This window comes from Pseudomonas sp. NPDC078416 (genome assembly GCF_050268485.1).
Taxonomy (GTDB): Bacteria; Pseudomonadota; Gammaproteobacteria; order Pseudomonadales; family Pseudomonadaceae; genus Aquipseudomonas.
This window is the reverse complement of record NZ_JBNNGV010000008.1, coordinates 78894-102006: the sequence shown is the minus strand read 5'-3', so window position 1 is coordinate 102006 and position 23113 is coordinate 78894. Positions and strand designations below refer to the sequence as shown.

Below are 23113 nucleotides of genomic sequence, written 5' to 3'. Positions count from 1 at the left end.
CGGCATACTCGCCTCCTCTGGAGACCGATGAAGCATGCTCGAACCACTCAACACCCGCGTCGAATCCTGCTACCAACAAGCCGAAGACTTCTTCAAACGCCCCTTCAAGCGGCCGGTCGTGAGCGTCAAACTGCGCGGCCAGAAAGCTGGTGTGGCGCACCTGCACGAGAACATGCTGCGCTTCAATCCGCAGCTGTACCTCGAAAACAGCGAAGACTTTCTGCGCCAGACCGTCCCCCACGAGGTGGCGCATCTGGTCGCTCATCAATTGTTCGGCGACACCATCCAGCCCCATGGCGAGGAATGGCAGCTGATCATGCGCGGCGTCTACGAGCTGCCGCCGAACCGCTGCCACACCTACGAAATCCAGCGCCGCAGCGTGACCCGCTACATCTACCGCTGCCCGTGTCCGGAAAGCGATTTCCCATTCACCGCCCAGCGCCACAAGCTGGTGCGCAAGGGCCGCCGCTATCTGTGCAAACGCTGCCGGGAGATTCTGGTGTTCAGCGGCGAGACGCGGGTGGAGTGATTGCCCGCTTCAACCAAACACCCCCGCCTCCCCCATCGATTCAATCTCCTGCGCGGAGAACCCCGCTTCGGCCAGCACCTCGGCGGATTGCGCGCCGGCGGCCACGCCGATGTGCCGGGGCGCGGGCAGTCCTTCTGAAAACTTCACCGGGCAGGCCATCTGCACTTGAGTGCTGCCATCGCCCAGGGGCACCTGCGTCAGCATATCTCGCGCCTGAATGTGCGGGTGCAGGGTCGCTTCGGAGAAGCTGAGCACCGGCTCGACACAGGCATCGATCCCGGCGAACAGCGCTTCTAGCTCATCAGAACTGCGGCGCTCGAACTCGATTTCCAGCTCTCGCTTGAGGGAGGCCTGTTCGTCGGGCACCCACGACAGACCCAGCCGCGCCAGCTCCGGTCGCCCCAGCGCGGCGCACATCCCGTGGAGAAACGCCGGTTCCAGGCCTCCCACCGAAAACCATCGGCCGTCGCGGCTGCGGTAGTAATCGTAGAAACTGCCGCCGTTGAGCATCTGCGCCTCCCGCTCGGGCTCGACGCCGGCCGCCAGATACCCCGCGCCGGCCAGGGCGTTCAAGCTGAACGCGCAATCGGTCATGCTGACGTCGACGTACTGACCCTGCCCGGTCTGATGACGGGCGACCACCGCCGCGAGCAAACCGATCACCCCATGCAGCGAACCACCGGCGACGTCCGCGACCTGCACGCCCAAGGGCAACGGCCCGCTGTCCCTGCGCCCGGTGTGGCTGGCCAGCCCGGCCACGGCCATGTAGTTTATGTCGTGGCCGGCGCGATTGCGATACGGCCCGGTCTGGCCGTAACCGGTGATCGCGACGTAGATCAGCCGCGAATTGATCGCCTTCAACGCCTCATACCCGATCCCCAGCCGGTCCATTACGCCCGGCCGAAACTGCTCCAGGACGATGTCGTAATCCGCCACCAGTCGCTTGACCACCTCAAGGGCCTGGGCCTGCTTGAGGTCCAGGGCCAAGCTGCGTTTGTTGCGGTTGAGGTAGGCGTGACTGGCGGAGACGCCGTGGTCATGGGGCGGCAATTCCCGCAGCAGGTCCGGCCGGGTGGGTGATTCGATGCGCAACACTTCGGCGCCCATGTCCGCCAGCAACAGCGAAGCGAATGGCCCGGGCAGCAATGTCGAGAAATCGAGGACTTTGAGCGATGACAGCGGACCGTGCATGGGGCGTTCTCGGATAGCCAACGGGTGGCTCAGAGTAGGTGCACGCACGGCGAGGGGCAATACGCTGGATGAACCGAAGTACCCACTGTGGGAGCCGGCTTGCTGGCGAATGCAGTGTGTCAGCCAACATCCGAGGCTCTGACCCACCGCTTCCGACAGCAAGCCGGCTCCCACAAAGAATCGCATCGCGTTAACCCATAAAAAAGCCTGTCCGAAGACAGGCTTTTTCAACAACGTTTACCGCTAGTGCAGCTTACGAACGTACAACAGGGGTTGGCGCGGTTTCGGCCACACCCAGGTCGTCGGTCGGCGCGGTGTTGTCGATGGCACGACCACCAGACGCCAGCTCAGCCTGCATTTGCGGAACGTCCAGCTCGCCGACCCACTTGGCGACAACCAGGGTTGCCACGGCGTTACCGCACAGGTTGGTCAGGGCGCGGGCTTCGGACATGAAGCGGTCGATGCCCAGAATCAGCGCCAGACCGGCCACCGGCAGATGGCCCACGGCGGACAGCGTCGCGGCCAGTACGATGAAGCCCGAACCGGTCACGCCTGCCGCACCTTTGGACGACAGCAGCAGCACCAGCAACAGGGTGACCTGATGGGTGATGTCCATGTGGGTGTTGGTGGCCTGAGCGATGAACACTGCGGCCATGGTCAGGTAGATCGAGGTACCGTCGAGGTTGAACGAGTAACCAGTCGGGATCACCAGACCGACGACGGATTTCTTCGCGCCCAGACGCTCCATCTTGATCAGCATGCGTGGCAGCGCCGACTCGGACGACGAGGTACCCAGCACGATCAACAGCTCTTCACGGATGTACTTGATCAGCTTGAGGATGCTGAAGCCGTGAGCTTTTGCGATGGAGCCCAGCACCAGCAGCACGAACAGCAGACAAGTGATGTAGAAGCACAGCATCAGCTGACCCAGTTGCACCAGCGAGCTGACGCCGTAGGCACCGATGGTGAACGCCATGGCACCCAGCGCGCCCAGCGGGGCGAGCTTCATGATCATGTTGATGATGTTGAACATGATGTGGGCGAAGCGATCGATGAAATCCAGGATCGGCTTGCCGTACGCGCCCAGGCGATGCAGGGCGAAACCGAAGATCACCGAGAACATCAGCACTTGCAGGATGTCGCCGTTGGCGAATGCGCCGACGATGGTGTTCGGGATGACGTTGAGGATGAAGCCGACGATGCTCTGGTCTTTACCGGCGGTCACGTAGGCCGCGACTTTGGACGCGTCGAGGGTGGACACGTCGATGTTCATGCCGGCGCCCGGCTGGACGACGTTGACCACGATCAGGCCGATGATCAGCGAGATGGTCGAGACGATTTCGAAGTAGAGCAGCGCGTAGCCGCCGGTCTTGCCCACGGATTTCATGCTCTGCATGCCAGCGATGCCGCTGACGACGGTGCAGAAGATGATCGGTGCGATGACCATTTTGATCAGTTTGATGAACCCGTCACCCAGCGGTTTGAGCGTTACGGCAGTTTCGGGGTACCAGTGGCCAAGGGCGATACCGACGATGATCGCGACGATCACCTGGGCGTACAGGGATTTATAGATGGGCTGACGAGTCGTCATTGCAGTTTCCTCAAGAGCATCGGTCTGCAGCATTCCTGTTGCAGAGACGCCTAAAGTGCGAACCCTCCTGCTCGGAGGGATTTGTTTTTGTCGAGCTGCGCGCGGCAGACCTCTGCCCAGTGCATCGCAAGCACCGTGCCATAGTTGTTAAATCGTGTGACAGGCCCGGATTCCGTAAACCGCGTGGTTAACAGTAGACCTACTGGAGGGAAGGCAGTGGCGGTTTTCCGCCGTTTGCCGGCAAATCACCCGCCACACTGGCGGGTATCCGCCTCGAACGCAGTGCTCTTGGTGAGGATTAGATCGCGAACTGAATGCGGAAGGCCGCGCCGCCGAGTTCCGAATCGCCGAGGGTCAGCTGCGCGCCGTAGCTTTCGATGATGTCCTTGACCACCGCCAGACCAATGCCCTGCCCCGGGTTTTGCGTGTCCAGCCGCTCGCCGCGTTCGAGAATCCGTGCGCGCTGGCTTTCCGGAACACCCGGCCCGTCGTCTTCGATGCACAGCTCGTCGCCCATCATCGAAGACCGCCAGCTCACGCGCACCTCGCCGAGACACAGGCGGTAGGCGTTTTCCAGCAGGTTGCCGAGCATCTCCAGCAAAGCGCCCTCTTCCATCTGCACCTGGCCGTTGTCCGGCAGGTCGAGCACGACGTTGACGCGCTTGTCGCGGTAGACCTTTTCCAGCGTGTTGCACAGGCTTTGCACCACGGGTTTCAGCGCAACGTGATAACGCACCAGCCCGCTTTTGCGCAGGCTGGCGCGCTGCAATTGGTAGCTGATTTGCTGGCTCATGCGCTCGATCTGCGATTGCAGAATCCGCGCTTGCTCCAGGTCTTCCGGCCGTTTGGCAAACTGTTCGCTGACGCCCTGCAACACCGCGAGCGGGGTTTTCAGGCTGTGGGCAAGATCGTCGAGGGAGTCGCGGTAACGAATACGTTGCTCACGTTCGCTGCGCAACAGGCGGTTGAGGGAATCGGTCAGGCGCAGCAGTTCGCTGGGGTGTTCTTCGCTGAGGCTTTCCCGCGAGCCGGCCTCGACCTGATCCAGTTCCTGACTCATGCCGCGCAGCGCGCGCAACCCCCAGGTCAGCCCGCCCCACAGCAGAATCAGCAGGACCAGCAGCGCGCCGCCGAAACCCAGATAGAGTTTTTCGCGCAGGCCGGAGATGGTTTCCTGGTATTCACGCACCGGTTGCAGGGCGACGATGCTGAAGGCGGCATTGCGCCCGCCGAGCAGTTTGATTTCGACGTCGTAGACGAAGAACTCTTCGCCGTTGGGTTGGCGGATCTTGGCGAATTCATTGCCGCGGCCGTCGTAACGGGGCTGGTAGTCGATGGCTTCGTCTTCGGTGGCCCGGGAGCGCCACACCAGTTTGCCGGCGCGGTTATAGATATAACCGAGCAAGCGGCTGTCGGGCAGGCTGAATTGTTCGCCGGGCAGTAACGACGGCATCAGCAGGTGGTCGTCTTCGACGCGGGCTGCGGAGATCAGCGTGGTGACGTCCGACGCCAGACGCTTTTCGATGGAGCTTTCCAGCGCCAGGCTGAAAGCACTCTGCAGCGCCGGCAGCATGAGGAGCATGAAGATGACGGCCAAGGTCGCGGCGCCCAGCATCAGACGCAGGCGCAGCGAACGAATCATGTACAGCGCTCGGTGAACAGGTAGCCCAGGCCACGCACGGTGTCGATCGGTTTGAAGCCGGCAGGCCCTTCGAGCTTGCGCCGCAGTCGCCCGACCAGCACTTCGATCACATTCGGATCGCGCTCGTCGTCATCGGGGTACAGCTGTTCCATCAGGCGTTCCTTGGGCACCACTTGCTGGTGATGACGCATGAGGTATTCGAGAATCCGGTATTCATAAGCGGTCAGCGCCAGCGGCTGTTCGTCCAGAGAAGCCTGCTTGCGGTTGAGGTCCAGGCTCAGCGGGCCGGCAACGATGGTCGAGTGGGTGAAACCGCTGGAGCGGCGCAGCAGGGCGTTGAGGCGCGCTTCGAGCTCTTCGAACTGGAACGGTTTGACCACGTAGTCGTCGGCGCCGGCAGCCAGGCCTTCGACCTTGTCCTGCCAGTTGCCGCGCGCGGTCAGGATGAGGATTGGGAAGGCCTTGTTCTGCACGCGCAGTTGACGGATCAGATCGAGACCGCCCACACCCGGCAGGCCCAGGTCGATGACCGCCAGGTCGTGGTTGAACTGACCTGCCTGATACAACGCTTCCTCGGCGTTGCCCACCGCTTCGACGACGTGACCGCTTTCGGTCAGGCGGGTCTGCAGGTGGTGACGCAGCAGGGCTTCATCTTCGACAACCAGCAATTTCATGACGCTCTCCCAGGCAAAGGCATACCCCTTGTTTCATGATTCTCTTGCTTAAAGAGTCTCTCGTTTCAAGAGTTCTCAACGACGCTGCCGAGCGCGTGCAGTGTGACGAGCCCGGCAGCGATTGTGCAATCAAGACACCGCGAAAAACAGGCTGGCGGCTTATAAAACCGGCTTATAAAACGTAGTGGACGGGTAAATAGGTGTGCTGACTCTCGCTCAGGCTCAGCGAGGGCGGCTGCTGCACGGTGCGGACCGGTAAGCGGGTGTCGAACAGTCTAGTCGTACTCGGCACGGGGATTTGCGCGACGTAAGCGGTCGGAAGATTGCCCGTTGGCAGGCTCACGCCGTTGACGCGGGCGGTGAGATTTCCGTAGCCGGCGGCGTAGGGATGATCCACAGGCTGCTGGGCGAAGGTCTGGCTCCAACTGCCGACTTGAGTGCTGCTGGCAAGGCTGCGGCGCAGGCCATTGAGGCGGTCGGCGCGTTCGGTGTTCTTGCCGAAATCGGTGCGAGACAGGTCCGCGTTGCCATCAGCCGCTTGCGCCGCCGCGCTGCTGCCAAGAAACGCCAGCGCCAGAAAGAGCTTGTTGAACGTCAGCATGAGCAGGTCCTCCGGCGCCAGGCGCCTTGTTGGGTACGGTGTGGAGCATACCCAGCCAGCGCTGAACCCCTCCTGAACATGTACTGAACCACCGCATTCGTCAGCGAGCTGACTCCCACAGGTTTTGCGCAGGCCGTTGGATTTTGCGGTCGCCGCCCATCGATTTGCCCGCAACCGCGATTTCCTGATCCGACGCCGATCCACTGTAGGAGCGTGGCTTGTCCCGCGATCTGGCGCGCAGCGGCAGCAACACAATGAATGCGGTGTGTCAGCAGGCATGGCGTCGTGAGGTTTACAACTGCTTCGCAGCCGATCGCGGGACAAGCCACGCTCCTACAGGTTTGCGTGTGCCTGCGCCTTGCGTTCGCCGCAAACCGGTGTTGCGGATGCCCACGATCTCGCGGTCGACGCAGCTCTACTGTAGGAGCGCGCTCGCTCGCGAAGGCGGTCTGCCTGTGCCATCAATGTCGCCTGACCCACCGCATTCGCCAGCAAGCCGGCTCCCACAGGTTCTGCCCAGCCGTTGGATTTTGCGTTCGCCACCAATCGATTTGCCCGCAACCGCGATTTCCTGATCCGACGCCGATCCACTGTAGGAGCGTGGCTTGCCCCGCGAATGCAATTTGCCTGTGCCATCAATGTCGCCTGACCCACCGCATTCGCCAGCAAGCCGGCTCCCGCAGGTTCTGCCCAGCCGTTGGCTTTTGCGTTCGCCGCCAATCGATTTGCCCGCAACCGCGATTTCCTGATCCGACGCAGATCCACTGTAGGAGCGTGGCTTGCCCCGCGAATGCAATTTGCCTGTGCCATCAATGTCGCCTGACCCGCCGCATTCGCCAGCAAGCCGGCTCCCACAGGTTCTGCCCAGCCGTTGGATTTTGCGTTCGCCACCAATCGATTTGCCCGCAACCGCGATTTCCTGATCCGACGCAGATCCACTGTAGGAGCGTGGCTTGTCCCGCGAATGCAATTTTCCTGTGCCATCAATGTCGCCTGACCCACCGCGTTCGCCAGCAAGCCGGCTCCCACAGGTTCTGTGCATGACGCCGAAATCCCGGCCAACACCGATCTACTGTAGGAGTGAGCTTGCTCGCGAAGGCGGTGGGTCTGCCACATGGATTTCGTCTGACACACCGCGTTCGCGGGCAAGCGCGCTCTTACAGGTTGTGCGCTGGCCGTGGATTAGCGTTCGCCACAAACCGGTGTTGCGGGTCCTACGCCTTTGCGTTCGGCGGCAAACCGGTTTTGCGCACGATGCCGCGGTTCCGGCAGAATGCCGGGCATGACCCGATCCCCGACACTCCCCGACTGTTGCCCTGCCCTGACCGCTCACTGGCCGCTGCCCCACGGGCTGGCGGATGTGGTGTTGGTGAGCAGTCGGTTCGATCCGCAAAAGCTCGTCGACGGCGATTTTCAGCGCTGTCTCATCGAGCCGCCCGCCTCCATTCAGCGGTCGGTCGCCAAGCGGCAGACGGAGTTTCTCGCCGGTCGTTTGTGCGCCCGTGAGGCGATGCGACAGTTGGACGGCCGCTCCCACGTCCCCCTGATCGGTGAAGATCGCGCGCCTATCTGGCCCGCGGACGTCACCGGTTCGATCACCCACAGCACCGGCTGGGCCGCCGCGATCGTCGCGCGCAAAACGGACTGGCGCGGACTGGGCCTGGACGTGGAACAGCTGATGAGCAACGAGCGCGCCGTGCGTCTGGCCGGAGAGATTCTGACACCGGCGGAAATGCAGCGCCTGAACGCCGGGCCCGAGCATGAAGCGGCCAAGGTCGTCACCCTTACCTTTTCCCTGAAAGAAAGCCTGTTCAAGGCGCTCTACCCCATCGTGCTCAAGCGCTTCTATTTCGAAGACGCCGAACTGCTGGAATGGTCAGACGAAGGCACCGCGCGGCTGCGGCTGAACATCGATCTGTCGGAGGAATGGCACAACGGCAAGGCGCTGGACGCGCAGTTCAGCGTGCAGGAAGGACAGCTGTTGAGTCTGGTGGCGATTCGGGGTTGACGGCCGCGCCCAGAGGACAATGCTCACACCGCCCCACCCATTCCACCCGATAACTCAAGCAGCACGTTCGCCTCTGCCGAACCGTCTGCCCGTCCCTCTCTATATAGCGAACGGATTGGAACAGCGGATTGCGCCGCCCATCCGGCCTCAGCCTTTCACGCAACAAGCCATACCCCGCAACAACGGAAACGTCACTCGCCGCAGACAACTGCCGCAAGCAGGTTTCCAGATAATCCCCGGCGTTGCCCCACAGCACGGCCGCCGGCACATCACCGTAGGCACTCAAGCGGTCGATCACCTTCTGGAGATTCTCCAGCAGCGGCGCAAACCGCTCGAACGGCTCATCTGAAACCGGCACCTGCGTAACGGCCCCCTCAAACCGCACCCCGTCCAGATAGCCACGTTCGTGCAGGGCGAAACTCAGCCGGCCCAAGCTCAGCGGCCACCCCATGCCATGGGCCAGACTCGCCACCACCACCGGCGGAATCAGCTGCATCGCGTAGTACTTCATCCACTGCGAGACCAGCACCGGCAACTGCTCCCTCAGCAACTCCGGCCCATACACCTTCAGCAGCAAGCGATCCAGAACCTCATCCCGCAACAGCTCGGTCAACCGCAACACAGGCCGCGTTTGATCGAACACCACCGTGCGGGCAAACCCGACCAGCGCGCCGTCGAGCATCACGCCTCCCCCTGCTGGCGGGGCCAGGCCAGGCTGAAACACGCGCCGCCGAGGATCTGGCTGCGCCCGATCAGCGCGCGCCCGCCGTGCCAATGGATGATGCGGCGCACAATCGACAACCCCAAACCGTGGCCGCCCGACGCCCGGGTGCGGCTGTCGTCCAGGCGCATGAACGGTGTGAAGATCCGCTCCCAGGCACTTTCCGGTACGCCGGGGCCGTCATCTTCAACGTCGATGCGACAGCGCTCCTCACTCAACTGATAGCCAATGCGCACCTCCGACTCGGCGTGGCGCATGGCGTTGCTCACCAGATTCTGCAGCGCACGGTGCAAGTAACGCGGCTCGGCCTCCACCCAGTGCTCTTCGCCCGATCCGACACGATGCAGCGCATCAACACACTCCCCGCGCCTGACGCTGATATTCGGCCGCAGCGGCGCCAGTTCGGCAATCACTTGCTCGATCAGGGCGTCGAGGTCGATGCGCTGGAAATTCAGGGTCGGCGCACCCTGCTCCAGGCGCGCGTAGGTGAGCATCTCGTCGACCAGCTTGTCGAGGTCCTGAATATCGCTGTCCATGCCGACCATGTATTTATGTCGCGCTTCCGGGGTCGTGGCGTCGTTGATCATTTCCAGCCCGAAACGCAACCGCGCCACCGGCGTGCGCAGCTCGTGGGACACCGCACGCACCAATTCGCGCTGGATCATCAACGACCGCTGCAAGTGCTCGGCCATGCCGTTGAACGCCGACGCCAGCCGCCCGACCGAATCCGCGCCCGCCCCCGCACTTGCTACAGGAACGCGGGTTTCCAGGCTGCCTTGGGCGATCTGCGTGGCCGCCGCTTCCAGCCCGCGCAGCCGGTGCTCGAGCCGACGCACCAGCAGGTACACCACCAGGCCGATCAGGCACAGACCGAGAAACGCGATGAGGATCAGCAGCTCCGGCGGATAGGGGTTCATCTGGAACAGCGGGCCGATCTCCAGGACCCACGGGGTTTCGCCGACGCCGGACAGCACGCGGATCGAGTCGCCGCCCTTGCCCAGCGCCATCACCGTGTCGCCCTCGTCGATGCGCCGACGCTGGTCATCGTCGACGTCGAGCTTCTCCAGCCGGATCAGCTGCATGTCGAAGCCGAACCCCTTGCTCTGGCGCAACGTTTCCAGCCGCGCCGGCTGCTCATCGACCGGCAGCCGCACCAGTTCGTCGAGCAACAGAAAGATCGTCGCGCGGGCCAGTTGCTCGCTGATCTGCCGCACCTCGCCGGTCAGGAGCAAACCGCTGGACGGATTGCCCGACACCGCTGGCTCGACCTCCCGAAACACCTGCGCGGCATGGGGTCCGGTCTGCTCGACCACCACCTGCCCGCGACTTAGCCGACTGCGGGCGCGGCCGTCCAGATGGGCGTGCTCGGCGGTTTCCAGCGTCAGCGGAATGCCCAGCAGGCGCTCCCACACGGCAAGGGCGCGGGTGCGTTCAATGTCATTCATGCCGCGCAGATTGTCGGCCATCAGCGTGAAAGTGCCGTGGGCCAGTTGCTCGCGGTACTGATCGGCGCGCACGGCGTTGACCAGGTGCAGGGTCAGCACGCCGAGCAAGGCCACCAGCACCAGAACGCCGAGCATGCCGCCATAAATGCGCAGGAAGATGGAATTCATCGGTCAGCCATCGCGCTTGAGGGAGGGCAGTTGCGCGCCGGCGTGGGGCACGAACAGGTAACCCTTGTTGCGCACGGTCTTGATCAGGCGCGGGTGATCGGGGTCGTCGCCGATGCGCGGGCGGATTTTCGAGATGCGCACATCAATGGAGCGGTCCTGGCCGTCATAGCCGACGCCGCGCAGGGCCGTGAAGATCTCTTCGCGAGAGAGAATGCGCCCGGCGTTGGCGACCAACAGCCACAACAGGTCGAATTCGGCGCTGGTCAGTTCGACGCTCTGGTCGTTGAGCCAGGCTTCGCGCAGGGCGTTGTCCACCACCAGCGCGCCGAATTCCAGACGGTGCTGTGCCTGGACGGGACTTTCGAGGGTTTCGCTGCGCCGTAACAGCGCATGGATGCGCGCGAGCAGCACACGGGGGTGCACCGGTTTGCCGACGTAATCGTCGGCGCCCATGTCCAGCCCCTGAATCTGGTCGCTGTCGTCGGTGCGCGCGGTGAGCATCAGGATCGGGCCGTCGTAGTGGCTGCGCACAGTGCGGCAGATGCTCAGGCCGTCTTCGCCGGGGAGCATGAGGTCGAGGATCACCAGATCCGGCTGCTCGTCGATGATGCGCCGGGCCGCCCGCGCGCCGTCCCCTTCCAGGCTCACGCGCAGGCCGTTGTTTTCGAGGTAATCGCGAGTGAGTTCGGCCAGCCGCTGGTCATCTTCGACGATCAGCACCTGCCAGGGTTGTGGCTGCACGGTGAGGCTCCTTGTTTTTTCTTATTAAAAGTGCTTGCCCGACGGGCTTTTGCGATGGCGTTCACGCCCGCAAAATTCCCGAAAAAATGATTTAGGCCGCCGACAAAGCGCTCATCCCAGACGCCATGCGGCCTACACGGGTTTTACCTGTTTCACACACAAATTACACACAGCTTTATCCACAGGTCATGCGTTGCAATTAGTGTCACAAACGCATTATCTTGTAGCCCTTCGACGGTGGAGCCCCTACATGTAGGGTTTTCGCCTAAATCTCAAACACAAGTCAGGGCGCAATTTCAAGGTTTTTTTCGCGCCCATTGCCTGTGTATGAAGGGCTGAATAACCCCCGAATCTACCGCTCTACCCCGCCAGCGCGAATGGCAGACCACCCAGCCTTGGGATCTGCGCGCAGCGGCACACGTGTTGCAACATCACACGCGCATTCTGCAACAGTTTTTCGGGTGACGGGCTCAAGTCCGGCACCCTTTTCGACTTCAACGCCAGGGAGGGTAAATCCACCTTCCCATTCGTCTTGAAGTCATGGCCTGACATTTGTCAGTCCACTGCCGCAAGACGAAACGGTGGGCGTGCATTTTGCGCCCAAACAAACTTAGAGAACGTGGAGACACCCATGCAAACCGACACAACTCGCGAGAATCCGCAGGCCACCGCGCCGCAGACAGGTGCGACCCAGCAGGACCTGTCCGCCACCGCACCGGGTCAGCTGCGTGTGATCAAGCGTAACGGCACCGTCGTTGCGTACACCGATGACAAGATCACCGTCGCCATCACCAAGGCCTTTCTCGCAGTTGAAGGCGGCACCGCTGCCGCTTCGTCGCGTATCCACGACACCGTTGCGCGCCTGACCGAACAGGTCTCCGCGACCTTCAAGCGCCGCATGCCGTCGGGTGGCACCATCCACATCGAAGAAATCCAGGATCAGGTCGAACTGGCGCTGATGCGCGCCGGCGAGCAGAAAGTTGCCCGCGACTACGTGATCTACCGCAACGAGCGCTCCAAGGAGCGTGCCGGTCGCACCGCTGGCGAAACCCCAGTGCAGGCGCACCCGTCGATTCGCATCACCGCCAAAGACGGCAGCCTCGCGCCGCTGGACATGGGCCGCCTGAACACCATCGTCACCGAAGCGTGCGAAGGCCTGGCCGAGGTCGATGCCGACCTGATCCAGAGCGAAACCCTGAAAAACCTGTACGACGGCGTTGCGCTGACCGACGTCAACACCGCACTGGTGATGACCGCGCGTACTCTGGTTGAGCGTGAGCCGAACTACTCGTTCGTCACCGCCCGCCTGCTGATGGACACCCTGCGTGCCGAAGGTCTGGGCTTCCTCGGTGTCGCCGAAAGCGCCACCCACCACGAAATGGTCGACCTGTACGCCAAGGCGCTGCCGGCTTACGTCGAGAAAGGCATCCAGTTCGAACTGCTGAACCCTGTGCTGGCCGAATTCGACCTGGAAAAACTGGGTAAGGCGATCAACCACGAGCGCGATCAGCAGTTCACCTACCTGGGCCTGCAAACCCTGTACGACCGTTACTTCATCCATAAAGACGGCATCCGTTTCGAACTGCCGCAGATTTTCTTCATGCGTGTGGCCATGGGCCTGGCGATCGAAGAGAAAGCCCGCGAAGACCGTGCCATCGAGTTCTACAACCTGTTGTCATCCTTCGACTACATGGCCTCGACCCCGACACTGTTCAACGCCGGTACCCTGCGTCCACAGCTGTCGAGCTGCTACCTGACCACCGTTCCGGATGACCTGTCGGGCATTTACCACGCCATCCACGACAACGCCATGCTGTCCAAATTCGCAGGGGGTCTGGGCAACGACTGGACCCCGGTTCGCGCGCTGGGCTCTTACATCAAGGGCACCAACGGCAAATCCCAGGGCGTCGTGCCCTTCCTGAAAGTGGTCAACGACACGGCCGTGGCCGTGAACCAGGGCGGCAAGCGCAAAGGCGCTGTCTGTGCGTACCTGGAAACCTGGCACATGGACATCGAAGAGTTCATCGAGCTGCGCAAGAACACCGGTGATGATCGTCGTCGTACCCACGACATGAACACCGCCAACTGGATCCCTGACCTGTTCATGAAGCGTGTCTTCGACGACGGCAAATGGACCCTGTTCTCGCCGTCCGAAGTGCCGGATCTGCACGACCTGACCGGTAAAGCCTTCGAAGAGCGCTACGAGTACTACGAAGCGCTGACCGAGTACCCGGGCAAGGTCAAGCTGTTCAAAACCATCCAGGCCAAAGACCTGTGGCGCAAAATGCTGTCCATGCTGTTCGAAACCGGCCACCCATGGCTGACCTTCAAGGACCCGTGCAACCTGCGTTCGCCGCAGCAGCACGTCGGCGTGGTTCACAGCTCGAACCTGTGCACCGAGATCACCCTGAACACCAACAAGGACGAGATCGCGGTCTGCAACCTGGGCTCGATCAACCTGCCGAACCACATCGTCGACGGCAAGCTGGACACCGACAAGCTCAAGCGCACCATCGACGTTGCCGTGCGCATGCTCGATAACGTGATCGACATCAACTACTACTCGGTGCCGCAAGCGAAGAACTCCAACTTCCGTCACCGTCCGGTTGGTCTGGGCATCATGGGCTTCCAGGACGCGCTGTACCTGCAGCACATTCCTTATGGTTCCGATGCGGCCGTGGAATTTGCCGACCGTTCGATGGAAGCCGTCAGCTACTACGCGATCCAGGCTTCCTGCGATCTGGCGGACGAGCGCGGTGCCTACGAGACGTTCCAGGGCTCCCTGTGGTCCAAAGGCATCCTGCCGCTGGATTCGCAACAGATCCTGATCGAACAGCGTGGCCAGAAGTACATCGACGTCGACCTGGAAGAGAGCCTGGACTGGGCGCCTGTGCGTGCCCGCGTTCAGAAAGGCATTCGTAACTCGAACATCATGGCCATCGCACCGACCGCGACCATCGCCAACATCACCGGCGTGTCGCAGTCGATCGAACCGACTTACCAGAACCTGTACGTGAAATCGAACCTCTCGGGCGAATTCACCGTGATCAACCCGTACCTGGTTCGCGACCTGAAAGCCCGCGACCTGTGGGACTCGGTCATGATCAATGACCTGAAGTACTACGACGGTTCGGTGCAGCAGATCGAACGCATCCCGCAGGAGTTGAAAGACCTCTACGCGACCGCCTTCGAAGTGGACACCAAGTGGATCGTTGACGCGGCCAGCCGTCGTCAGAAGTGGATCGACCAGGCCCAGTCGCTGAACCTGTACATCGCCGGCGCATCGGGCAAGAAGCTGGACGTGACCTACCGCATGGCCTGGTACCGTGGTCTGAAAACCACTTACTACCTCCGTGCCCTGGCCGCGACCAGCACCGAGAAATCGACCATCAACACCGGCAAGCTGAACGCCGTTTCCAGCGGTGGCCACGGCCCTGACGACTCGGCGATCACCGCCCCGCGTCCAGCCGAAGCGGCACCTGCCGGTCCAGCGCCAGTGCCTAAAGCCTGCGCGATCGACGAGCCGGACTGCGAAGCCTGCCAGTAAAACCCGCTGGCAAGCGCCTCCACCTGTAGGAGCGCGCTTGCCCGCGAACAGCTCGCTCTAATTGTAGGAGTGAGCTTGCTCGCGAAGCGGTTCACGCAACACCGCGACCCGGGAGCCTAAACGCTCCCGGCCCTCGCTCCCCTTCCCCCCTTTCCGCTACACTCACCTCTTGCCAAGCCAGGAGATCGCCCCATGCCAGCTGCCTCGCTAGAGTCCAAAAAAGCCTATTGCGCCAAAACGCGCCGCTCCAACTACGCCGCCAGCCTGCGTCTGGAAGGTTTCGAGAGCTCGCCCGCCGACTCCGAACGCCGCCTGCCCTCCCGGGAAGAGCTGCTCACCAGCTACCGCAAAAAACAGGCCTGATGGTCGACAAATACGGCGTCGGACAAGACCCTTACTGTCCGCCCGGCAGCACCGTGCTGCGCAACCGCCTCGACCTCACCGACGCAAAAACCCTGGCGCAAGCCGAGCGCGACCTTTCCGAAGTCGCCGCTGAAGCCATCGACTTCTCCCCTCCTCCGTACGACCTGCCCTACCTGCAAGTCATCCACCGCCAGCTGTTCGCCGATCTCTATGACTGGGCGGGCGAACTGCGCACCGTCGACATCTCCAAAGACCAGACCCACTTCTGCGTGACCCACCGCATCGAGCCCGAGGCCAACAAGCTGTTCAAGGTGTTGGCCGACGCGAACTGGTTTCAGGCGCTGGATCGCGGGCAACTGATTGCGGCGAGTGCGGAGCTGTTTGGGGATTTGAACGTGATTCATCCGTTTCGCGAAGGGAACGGACGTGCGCAGCGGATTCTGTTCGAGCACATCATTGTGAATGCGGGAAAGCGGAGGAATGGATACGGGCGAATGTGGATGCGGTGGGGTGTGATTACGAGGGGATGGTGCGGGTGTTTGAGCGGTGTGTGGGGGGGGCAATTGGGGCGGCAGTTGAGTGATGACGCAGGCGCCTGCCGCTTGGAGCGCCGACACCATTTGTCAGGTCAGCCGTCCTCGAATTTCAGAGCGGGATGCGTCGCTTTTTCGCGAACCTCACGTATCACGGGGCTCTGCCAGCATGAGGTCGTTTGTCGCACATTGATCCGGATCACAAACCCAGTCACATATTGAAATAGCCGGTTTCGCAAACACCATATCGTGTGTATTCTTACGCCTGCCACCACAACATAGGCGATTCGCAATCAGTGAATCGTTGGTAGGTCAAGAAGAATTCAGCCCGCGTTCGTGATGTCGGACAACGACTGAAAGGGATGGATAGAAGGGCCTTCAGCAGAGACGTGCGGAGCAAATTTCCGTATACTCGCGCCCCCCAATCAAGGACAACGCCATGACCCACTGCGCAGCCAAAACCGACCGGATTTCTACGGTCATTCCGCATGTGCCGTGTCAGTGCTCTCCTTCTCTCCCGGGTGATGGCCCTAGCGCCTGACAGCCTCCACCGGAACCCCGAACACACAAGTTTCAAGAGAGCCTTCTCTCGACCGCTGTATGGCGTGACCCGTGTCACAACAGCAGCAAACCGATTACTCAAATCCACAGGCCGCGTAAAACCGGTCCTCTAGCAGGAGCCTCCTCACCATGCTGAGCTGGGACGAATTCGACAAAGAAGACGCCGCTGAACCCGCCAAAGGCGCCAACGCCGGCCATGCTTCGGAAGCTGCGATGGACAAACTCGACAGCGCCGGTGGTGCTGCTGCGCTTGAAGCCCGCGCCGTCAGCGCAAACGACTCCGACGCCATTGCCCGCGCTAAAGCCGCGCTGGACAAACTGGACGTAGCCGAAGGTCTTGCCGAACTCGAAGGCTCCGCCGCCCGCGTCGCGGTCGACGAAAAACGCATGATCAACTGCCGCGCCGATCTCAACCAGCTCGTGCCTTTCAAGTACGACTGGGCCTGGCAGAAGTATCTGGACGGCTGCGCCAACCACTGGATGCCGCAAGAGGTCAACATGACCACGGACATCGCCCTCTGGAAAGACCCGGAAGGCCTGACCGACGACGAGCGCCGCATCGTCCTGCGCAACCTGGGCTTCTTCTCCACCGCCGACTCCCTGGTTGCCAACAACCTCGTGCTGGCCGTGTATCGCCTCATCACCAACCCTGAATGCCGCCAGTACATCCTGCGCCAGGCCTTCGAGGAAGCGATCCACACCCACGCCTACCAGTACTGCATCGAATCGCTGGGCATGGACGAAGGCGAGATCTTCAACATGTACCACGAGATCCCGTCGGTCGCCAAAAAGGCAGCTTGGGGCTTGAAGTACACACGTTCGATCTCCGATCCGAAGTTCGAAACCGGCACCGTCGAGACCGACAAAGAACTGCTGCGCAACCTGATCGCCTACTACTGCGTTCTGGAAGGCATCTTCTTCTACTGCGGCTTCACCCAGATCCTCTCCATGGGTCGCCGCAACAAAATGACCGGCGTCGCAGAACAGTTCCAGTACATCCTGCGTGACGAGTCCATGCACCTGAACTTCGGCATCGACGTGATCAACCAGATCAAAATCGAAAACCCACACCTGTGGGATGCCGAAATGAAAGAAGAAGCAACCCAGATGATCCTGCAAGGGACCCAACTGGAAATCGAATACGCCCGCGACACCATGCCCCGCGGCGTACTGGGCATGAACGCAGCGATGATGGAGGACTACCTTAAGTTCATCGCGAACCGTCGTTTGAGCCAGATTGGGTTGAAGGAAGAGTATCCAGGGACGACCAACCCGTTCCCATGGATGAGCGAGATCATGGACTTGAAGAAAGAGAAGAACTTCTTTGAGACGCGGGTTATTGAGTATCAGACCGGTGGGGCGTTGAGCTGGGATTGATTTGATCTCGATTCAGTAAGCTGCACACGAAAGGGCTGCCAGGAATGGCGGCCTTTTTTATTATGAAAAAGTGCTCGCCGTATCCTTTATCAAGACGCTGATCGTTCCCACGCTCCGCGTGGGAATGCAGCCCTCGACGCTCCGCGTCCATCGCGCCGGAGCTAACTAACCAACCTGAAGCACCCAGCAACACCAACCCGGTTCTACCAAACGCCCGCTTCCACTAGCCTCCGACGCTCCGCCCCCATCTCAGATTAAAGGACGAATCCATGGGCCGAAGCCGTTACACGATTACGGAAATCGACAAACCCCACTTCCTCACCTGCACCATCGTTGAATGGCTGCCGCTCTTCACCCGACCGGCCTTGGTCGACATCGTGCTCAACGCGTGGCGCTTTCAACAAGCGAATCAAGGTCTACAGCTCTATGGTTATGTCGTTTTAGAAAATCACCTTCACTATCTCGCTCAGTCTCCAGACATTGCAAAATCCGTGGCTGGCTTCAAGTCCTACACGGCGCGAAACATCATCGACTACCTCCAACTCGCGCATGCTGAAAGCACTCTTCAGAGACTTCGATTCGCTAAGCGTGCGCATAAGGTGGACCGCGTTTATCAGGTCTGGCAGGAAGGCGTGCACGCGGAGATGGTCTACACCGACAGTGTCATGCAGCAGAAGCTCGACTACATACATCAGAATCCTGTAAAGCGAGGGTATGTGGACTTCGGGGAGCAGTGGCGATATTCGAGTGCGCGGGATTATCACGGTGAGTCGGGGTTGATCGAGGTGCAGCGTTGGTGCTGAAGGACGCGGAGCGTCCTGGGCTGCATTCCCACGCAGAGCGTGGGAACGATCACTAGCGCAGGAAAAACAGCTGTCTTATGTAGGAAATTTCCTAGACGAAGATAATGGCCATTCAGTATCGTTCGGGGGTCTAGAGCCTTCGGCGGTTGCATGGAAATTAAGAAAGGCAGTCTCAGATGGACTGATGTCGAGATAAGAGCATCCGTCGATGCTTATCTCGACATGCTGGAACGCGAGCAGAATGGCCAAAAAATTAACAAAGCTCACGAGAATCGCACCCTGCGCGCGGGGCCTCTAGCGGGGCGCAATGCCAGCGCCGTCGAGTACAGAATGCAAAACATCTCAGCGGTTTTGAGTCAGATGGGCCGTCCCAGCATCGTTGGCTACAAGCCCGCAGGCCACGCTGGCGCTAATGTCGAAAAGATCATTCGCGAGAGGCTTACCGAGTGGGACAACAAACCCAATCCTGAAGACTTAGAACCTACAGCTGATGACGCGACGCTTGAACGACGAGCTACTCAGCTTGAAAAGTGCCCGATTAAGAATCCTCCGGAAGGTATCGCGAAGCCTCAACAATCAGCCTCATCTAGATCGATGTTTGTTCGCGATCCGGCGGTAAGAGCGTGGGTACGTCAGCAAGCCCGAGGCATCTGCGAAGGATGTGGTGAGTCAGCTCCGTTTCTTATGAACGGGGTCCCATTCCTCGAAGTTCATCATGTGAAGCATCTAGCAGACCAAGGTTCGGATCGCATAAGCAACGCAGTCGCGCTTTGCCCTAACTGTCATCGCCGTTGCCATCATTCAAGCGACAGGGAAGCGTTCACCGCGTCGTTGTATGAAAAGGTGCCTAGATTGACGCGAGAAGATTAGGTCGGCTGACCCACTATTTACGAACTGAATCGGACCGCGGTTCACTTGAGTCTTCATGCGAGCGAAGGTAGGCCTATCGCAGCGGTGCAACCCGCCGATATATCGATATCCGCCTCACCGCATCGCGAGCAAGCTCACTCCTACAGGTCGTGCAGCGCTCACGAAATCTCCACCCCCACGGACTAAAGAAAAGACCAAGGACATGGCCAAGAAAACCTCGCTCTTCGAAGACCTGTTTAAGATCGCCAGCAAACTACCCTGGTGGCTCAGCGCACTGATCGCGATCAGCTCCGGCGTTTACTTGCACTCGGTAGCGACCGCGCCGATGCCCGTCTACTCCGACCCTCAACATTTGCAGTCAGTGGTCTTCAGCACCATGGCGCACACCGGCGCTTTGTTTGGGCAATACCTGCTGCCATTGATCTTCACCGCAGGCGCCATCGCCTCAGTCATCGGCCGCCGCAAACGCCGCAATCTCCTCGAATCCGCCGCCACCACCAAAGGCAACCCTCTGCTGAGCATCACCTGGCATGAGTTCGAATTGCTGGTGGGCGAAGCCCTACGCCGGCGTGGCTTCTCAGTTCGAGAAACAGGCAAGAACGGCCCGGACGGCGGGATCGATTTGATCGCGCGCAAGGACGGTGAGACGTACGTGGTGCAGTGCAAACAATGGCGTTCAGTGCAGGTTGGCGTGCCGGTGGTGCGGGAGTTGTATGGCGCGATGGCGGCCGAGGGCGCTGTCGGTGGCTTCGTGGTCACCAGTGGGACGTTTACCAAACCGGCGAGAGATTTTGCAGCAGGGCGCAACGTGCAACTGGTCGACGGCACGCTGCTGAAGCAGTGGATCGCCGAGGCGAAGAAGACTGGTCCACGGCCAACTGTCGAGGTGGCGCCAGAGCGTGTCGAGCCAGCCATCGTTGAGCCGGAGGTGGTCGTCACGCCAAGTGCCGCTCCAGCTCCGATTCCCGTTCAAGCGCCCGCTCCAACCGCGACGCAACCCGTCATACGCGAAGCCGAGCCTGAACCTGCTGCACCCCTCTGCCCGCACTGCCGCAAAATCATGGTGATACGTGTCGCCAGAACAGGCGCCAACGCTGGAGGGGATTTCTGGGGCTGTGTGGCTTATCCGAAATGCCGCGGAATCCGGGCGATTTTCGCGCCGATGACGGCGAAATAACGCCGCCAGACCAAATGAGCACGTCAGCCAACCCCTGACGTGCTCCACGCGAATCTCGCACCAACAAGCCCCCGCGCGAACACGCTAGCGACGTTATCAGACGGCGGTGTGTCAGTGACGAATCAGGTGCTGACACGATTTTCGCGGGCAAGCGCGCTCCTACAGTGGATGTGTGCCTGGCAGGAACTATCTGGCGGCCCTCATACAAAGCGCCGTGCCGCGAAGCACCACGAAGCCCTGAAAGTTCCCGCCCAAGCCCCCTTCCCCACATAACATTTTCGCTAACAAATAGTTACCCGGGTTTCATTTGCCCCTGCGTTCGATGCTTCGTAAGCTGGCTTCACCCCATCGAACCCGCCCAGCGCAGGAACGGTGAACCTCCACACCCAAGCCGGAGAACGCCAAACGCCCGATCAGCTTTTAGCATTTTGTTTCTGTCGTTTCGCTGCGTCGTTGCTCCCGACGTGGTGCCTCCAAGCTCCAAACTTCAGCCGCTCCCCAGCGGCTTTTTTTTGCTCAGCATTTGCTGAATCCGACCTGCCATCTGCGCGGTATCAGCGACCGGGCGCGCATGAAGCCGACCGCAAACACCCACATGCAAAACATCGCCCAGTAATCGCGCAACCTCTGCCATGTCCAAGACCTCCATCCCCTGCCGCGTGATGAATTGCGTCCCCAACCGCAGCGCCTGGTGCCCGGACCGTGAAGGATCAACACAGGTCCCGATGAGAATCCCCTGCGCCTGCAGCGCATGCATCACCGCGCGCGGATCAGCATCCAGTGACAGCGGCAGCAACAGTTGATGGGTATGCACCTCGCCGTCATTCGCCCCGATGACAGGCAACCCGGCATCGACCAGCGCGCGATGCAGCGCCGCGCTGTTGCCGACAATGCGGGCGGCGTATTCACGGCCGCTGGTCTGGGCTTCGGTGAGGGTGACCGCCAGGGAGGGCAGCCGGCCGGCGTCGTAGTTGGCGAGCATCCGGGTGTCGAGCAGGTTGCGCAGCGCGGGGGCGTCGTCAGGGTCGCGGCCGAGCACCAGCCCTTGGGGGCGGCCGGGCAGGGTTTTGTAGGTAGAGCTGCTGATGAGGTCGACGCCGGCGTCAAACGGATTGGGGTACGTGCCGCCAGCAATCAGGCCGAGCACGTGGGAGGCGTCGAACAGTGTTCGGGCACCGACCGCGCGGGCGGCGCTGACCACCGGGGCGATGTCGTCGGCCTTGATCATGACGCTGCGTCCGAGCACGACGAGCCGGGGGCGGGTTTGGGTGATCATTTCCGCCGCGCGCGCTGCGTCGAGCTGGCAGTTGCGGCGGTCGAACGGCAGGTCTTCAACCACCAGACCCGCTAATTCTGCGGTGCCGCCCCGGCGCTGGCTCAGGTGCCCGCCGTGCTCGGCAGCGGGTGCCAGCACGTTGTCGCCCGGTCGGCAGTAGGCGTGGAAGATGGCCAGGTTGGCGAGGGTGCAACTGGCCAGGCGGACTTCCGCCCATGCCGCGCCGAACAGGGTCATGGCCGCTTGGCTGGTGAAGGTTTCAAGCTCGCTGACCAGTTCGGTGTCCGGCTGTTCTTTGTGACCGGTCGGGCCCATCGCCGGGTAGGCGCTGAACGCGGGATTGTAGGCAGCCATGGCGCGGTCGCTGGGGAGATTGGCGCCGGCATAGAGCATCAGGCGCCGGGTCTCCAGTTGCGGCAATCGGTCGGCACAAGCGGCCAGCAAGGCATCGAGATCACGGGGCATGGTCGGCAGCTCCCTTAATGACGAATCAACGACGAATGGAATCCGGGTGCTCGGATTCATCCCTGACGAGGAGCATCAGCGCATCGCGTTTCTCCAGCAGGTGGTGGCGCAGGATGCTGCTCAAGCGCTTGCCGTCCCGGGCTTGCAGGGCCTCGATCATTTCTTCGTGGTCGTGCAGCGCGCGGTCCCATTTCGGGGCCTGGTGGTTGGAGAGAAAGCGTAATGCGTGGATGCGCCGGTTCAGCGACAGGTAGACCTGACGCAGCGCCGAGTTGCGCGCGGCCAGGTTGATCAGGTCGTGGATGGCGCGGTTGCGCTGGTAGTAACCCGGCAAGTCGTTCTGGTTTTTGCTGACCACCATGGCGTAGTGCAGCGCTTTGATGTCGTCGATTTCCTGCGCGGTGATGCGCTCACAGGCCAGCTCTCCGGCGAAGGCTTCGATGCCGCTCATCAGTTCGAAGGTTTCGCGGATCTCCAGCTCCGACATGCGCGCGACGCTGGCGCCACGGTTCGGGCTGATTTCGATCAGACCCTCCATCGCCAACACCTTCAGCGCTTCACGCAAGGGCGTGCGGGAGATGCCAAGGGTTTCGCACAGCTCGCGTTCGTTGAGCTTGGTGCCCGGGGCGAGCACGCCTTCGGTAATAAAGCCGCGCAGGTGATCGATGACAATGTCGTGCAGACGCTGGCGTTCAACCTTGGGAATCAGTCGTGCAGCCGGTTGATCGCGCGGTTGGTCGGTTATTTCGTCAAAATTTTGCATACAAAATCCTTATCGGACCCGCTCTGGCACCGAGCCCTTATTCGAAAATGCTCCAGTTCGCTGGGAA

The 23113-nt window shown here is 61.2% G+C and carries 18 protein-coding genes and 1 pseudogene; 9 read left to right on the top strand and 10 right to left on the bottom strand.

Annotation, left to right across the window (positions count from 1 at the left end; all coding sequences use genetic code 11):
• Nucleotides 1-34: 34 nt before the first annotated feature.
• A complete protein-coding gene (locus tag ACQKEN_RS10675) occupies nt 35-529 on the top strand; it encodes a SprT family zinc-dependent metalloprotease (protein WP_265388771.1) in 495 nt (164 codons plus the stop codon).
• A 9-nt stretch (nt 530-538) separates the two neighbouring features.
• Here the strand turns inward: ACQKEN_RS10675 and ACQKEN_RS10670 are convergent, their stop codons facing one another.
• The 5 genes from ACQKEN_RS10670 to ACQKEN_RS10650 all read right to left on the bottom strand — a co-directional run bounded on the left by ACQKEN_RS10670 (nt 539) and on the right by ACQKEN_RS10650 (nt 6228).
• On the bottom strand, nt 539-1720 hold the full coding sequence (locus tag ACQKEN_RS10670; RefSeq protein WP_427685431.1) for a CaiB/BaiF CoA transferase family protein: 1182 nt from the start codon (nt 1718-1720) through the stop codon (nt 539-541).
• A gap of 253 nt (nt 1721-1973) precedes the next feature.
• A complete protein-coding gene (locus ACQKEN_RS10665) occupies nt 1974-3311 on the bottom strand; it encodes a dicarboxylate/amino acid:cation symporter (protein WP_427685430.1) in 1338 nt (445 codons plus the stop codon).
• Nucleotides 3312-3609: 298 nt separating this feature from the next.
• Nucleotides 3610-4953 (bottom strand): ATP-binding protein, encoded by a 1344-nt coding sequence (locus tag ACQKEN_RS10660; RefSeq protein ID WP_427685429.1) that lies wholly within the window; start codon nt 4951-4953, stop codon nt 3610-3612.
• Nucleotides 4950-5627, bottom strand: coding sequence for a response regulator transcription factor (locus ACQKEN_RS10655; RefSeq protein ID WP_133777011.1), 678 nt, complete (start codon nt 5625-5627; stop codon nt 4950-4952). Before ACQKEN_RS10655 ends, ACQKEN_RS10660 begins: the two co-directional genes overlap by 4 nt.
• Before the next feature lie 172 nt (nt 5628-5799).
• Entirely contained in the window at nt 5800-6228 is a 429-nt protein-coding gene (locus tag ACQKEN_RS10650) for a hypothetical protein (RefSeq protein WP_427685428.1), read from the bottom strand.
• 1282 nt (nt 6229-7510) lie between these two features.
• Here ACQKEN_RS10650 and ACQKEN_RS10645 point away from each other — a divergent pair.
• Nucleotides 7511-8236, top strand: a complete 726-nt coding sequence (locus ACQKEN_RS10645) for a 4'-phosphopantetheinyl transferase family protein (RefSeq protein WP_427685427.1) — start codon at nt 7511-7513, stop codon at nt 8234-8236.
• Here the strand turns inward: ACQKEN_RS10645 and fhuF are convergent.
• The 3 genes from fhuF to ACQKEN_RS10630 are packed head-to-tail and all read right to left on the bottom strand — an operon-like array spanning nt 8187 to nt 11311.
• A complete protein-coding gene (gene fhuF / locus ACQKEN_RS10640; RefSeq protein ID WP_427685426.1) occupies nt 8187-8960 on the bottom strand; it encodes a siderophore-iron reductase FhuF in 774 nt (257 codons plus the stop codon). The genes ACQKEN_RS10645 and fhuF overlap by 50 nt on opposite strands.
• Nucleotides 8918-10570 (bottom strand): ATP-binding protein, encoded by a 1653-nt coding sequence (locus ACQKEN_RS10635; protein ID WP_427685425.1) that lies wholly within the window; start codon nt 10568-10570, stop codon nt 8918-8920. The genes fhuF and ACQKEN_RS10635 overlap by 43 nt, the downstream gene beginning before the upstream one ends.
• Nucleotides 10571-10573: 3 nt before the next feature.
• The gene (locus ACQKEN_RS10630; protein ID WP_427685424.1) at nt 10574-11311 is read right to left on the bottom strand and encodes a response regulator; all 738 of its coding nucleotides are present in this window, start codon (nt 11309-11311) and stop codon (nt 10574-10576) included.
• Nucleotides 11312-11942: 631 nt separating this feature from the next.
• Here ACQKEN_RS10630 and ACQKEN_RS10625 point away from each other — a divergent pair.
• The 7 genes and pseudogenes from ACQKEN_RS10625 to ACQKEN_RS10595 all read left to right on the top strand — a co-directional run bounded on the left by ACQKEN_RS10625 (nt 11943) and on the right by ACQKEN_RS10595 (nt 20542).
• A complete protein-coding gene (locus ACQKEN_RS10625; RefSeq protein ID WP_172609336.1) occupies nt 11943-14858 on the top strand; it encodes a ribonucleoside-diphosphate reductase subunit alpha in 2916 nt (971 codons plus the stop codon).
• A gap of 192 nt (nt 14859-15050) precedes the next feature.
• Entirely contained in the window at nt 15051-15221 is a 171-nt protein-coding gene (locus ACQKEN_RS10620) for a YhfG family protein (protein WP_139214569.1), read from the top strand.
• Nucleotides 15221-15804: pseudogene (locus ACQKEN_RS10615) on the top strand (Fic/DOC family protein). Before ACQKEN_RS10620 ends, ACQKEN_RS10615 begins: the two are co-directional and overlap by 1 nt.
• A 640-nt stretch (nt 15805-16444) precedes the next feature.
• Nucleotides 16445-17692 (top strand): ribonucleotide-diphosphate reductase subunit beta, encoded by a 1248-nt coding sequence (locus ACQKEN_RS10610; protein WP_037012114.1) that lies wholly within the window; start codon nt 16445-16447, stop codon nt 17690-17692.
• A gap of 269 nt (nt 17693-17961) precedes the next feature.
• Nucleotides 17962-18495 (top strand): REP-associated tyrosine transposase, encoded by a 534-nt coding sequence (locus ACQKEN_RS10605; protein WP_427685423.1) that lies wholly within the window; start codon nt 17962-17964, stop codon nt 18493-18495.
• A gap of 150 nt (nt 18496-18645) precedes the next feature.
• The gene (locus ACQKEN_RS10600) at nt 18646-19365 is read left to right on the top strand and encodes an HNH endonuclease (protein WP_427685422.1); all 720 of its coding nucleotides are present in this window, start codon (nt 18646-18648) and stop codon (nt 19363-19365) included.
• A gap of 202 nt (nt 19366-19567) precedes the next feature.
• Nucleotides 19568-20542: a restriction endonuclease gene (locus tag ACQKEN_RS10595; RefSeq protein ID WP_427685421.1), complete on the top strand. Its 975-nt coding sequence runs from the start codon at nt 19568-19570 to the stop codon at nt 20540-20542.
• 487 nt (nt 20543-21029) lie between these two features.
• Here ACQKEN_RS10595 and ACQKEN_RS10590 read toward each other — a convergent pair whose 3' ends face one another.
• Nucleotides 21030-22283 carry a glycine hydroxymethyltransferase gene (locus tag ACQKEN_RS10590; RefSeq protein WP_427685420.1) on the bottom strand — a complete coding sequence of 418 codons (1254 nt, stop codon included), beginning with the start codon at nt 22281-22283 and terminating at the stop codon, nt 21030-21032.
• 25 nt (nt 22284-22308) lie between these two features.
• Nucleotides 22309-23046, bottom strand: coding sequence for a GntR family transcriptional regulator (locus tag ACQKEN_RS10585; protein WP_427685419.1), 738 nt, complete (start codon nt 23044-23046; stop codon nt 22309-22311).
• Between the last annotated feature and the right edge of the window lie 67 nt (nt 23047-23113).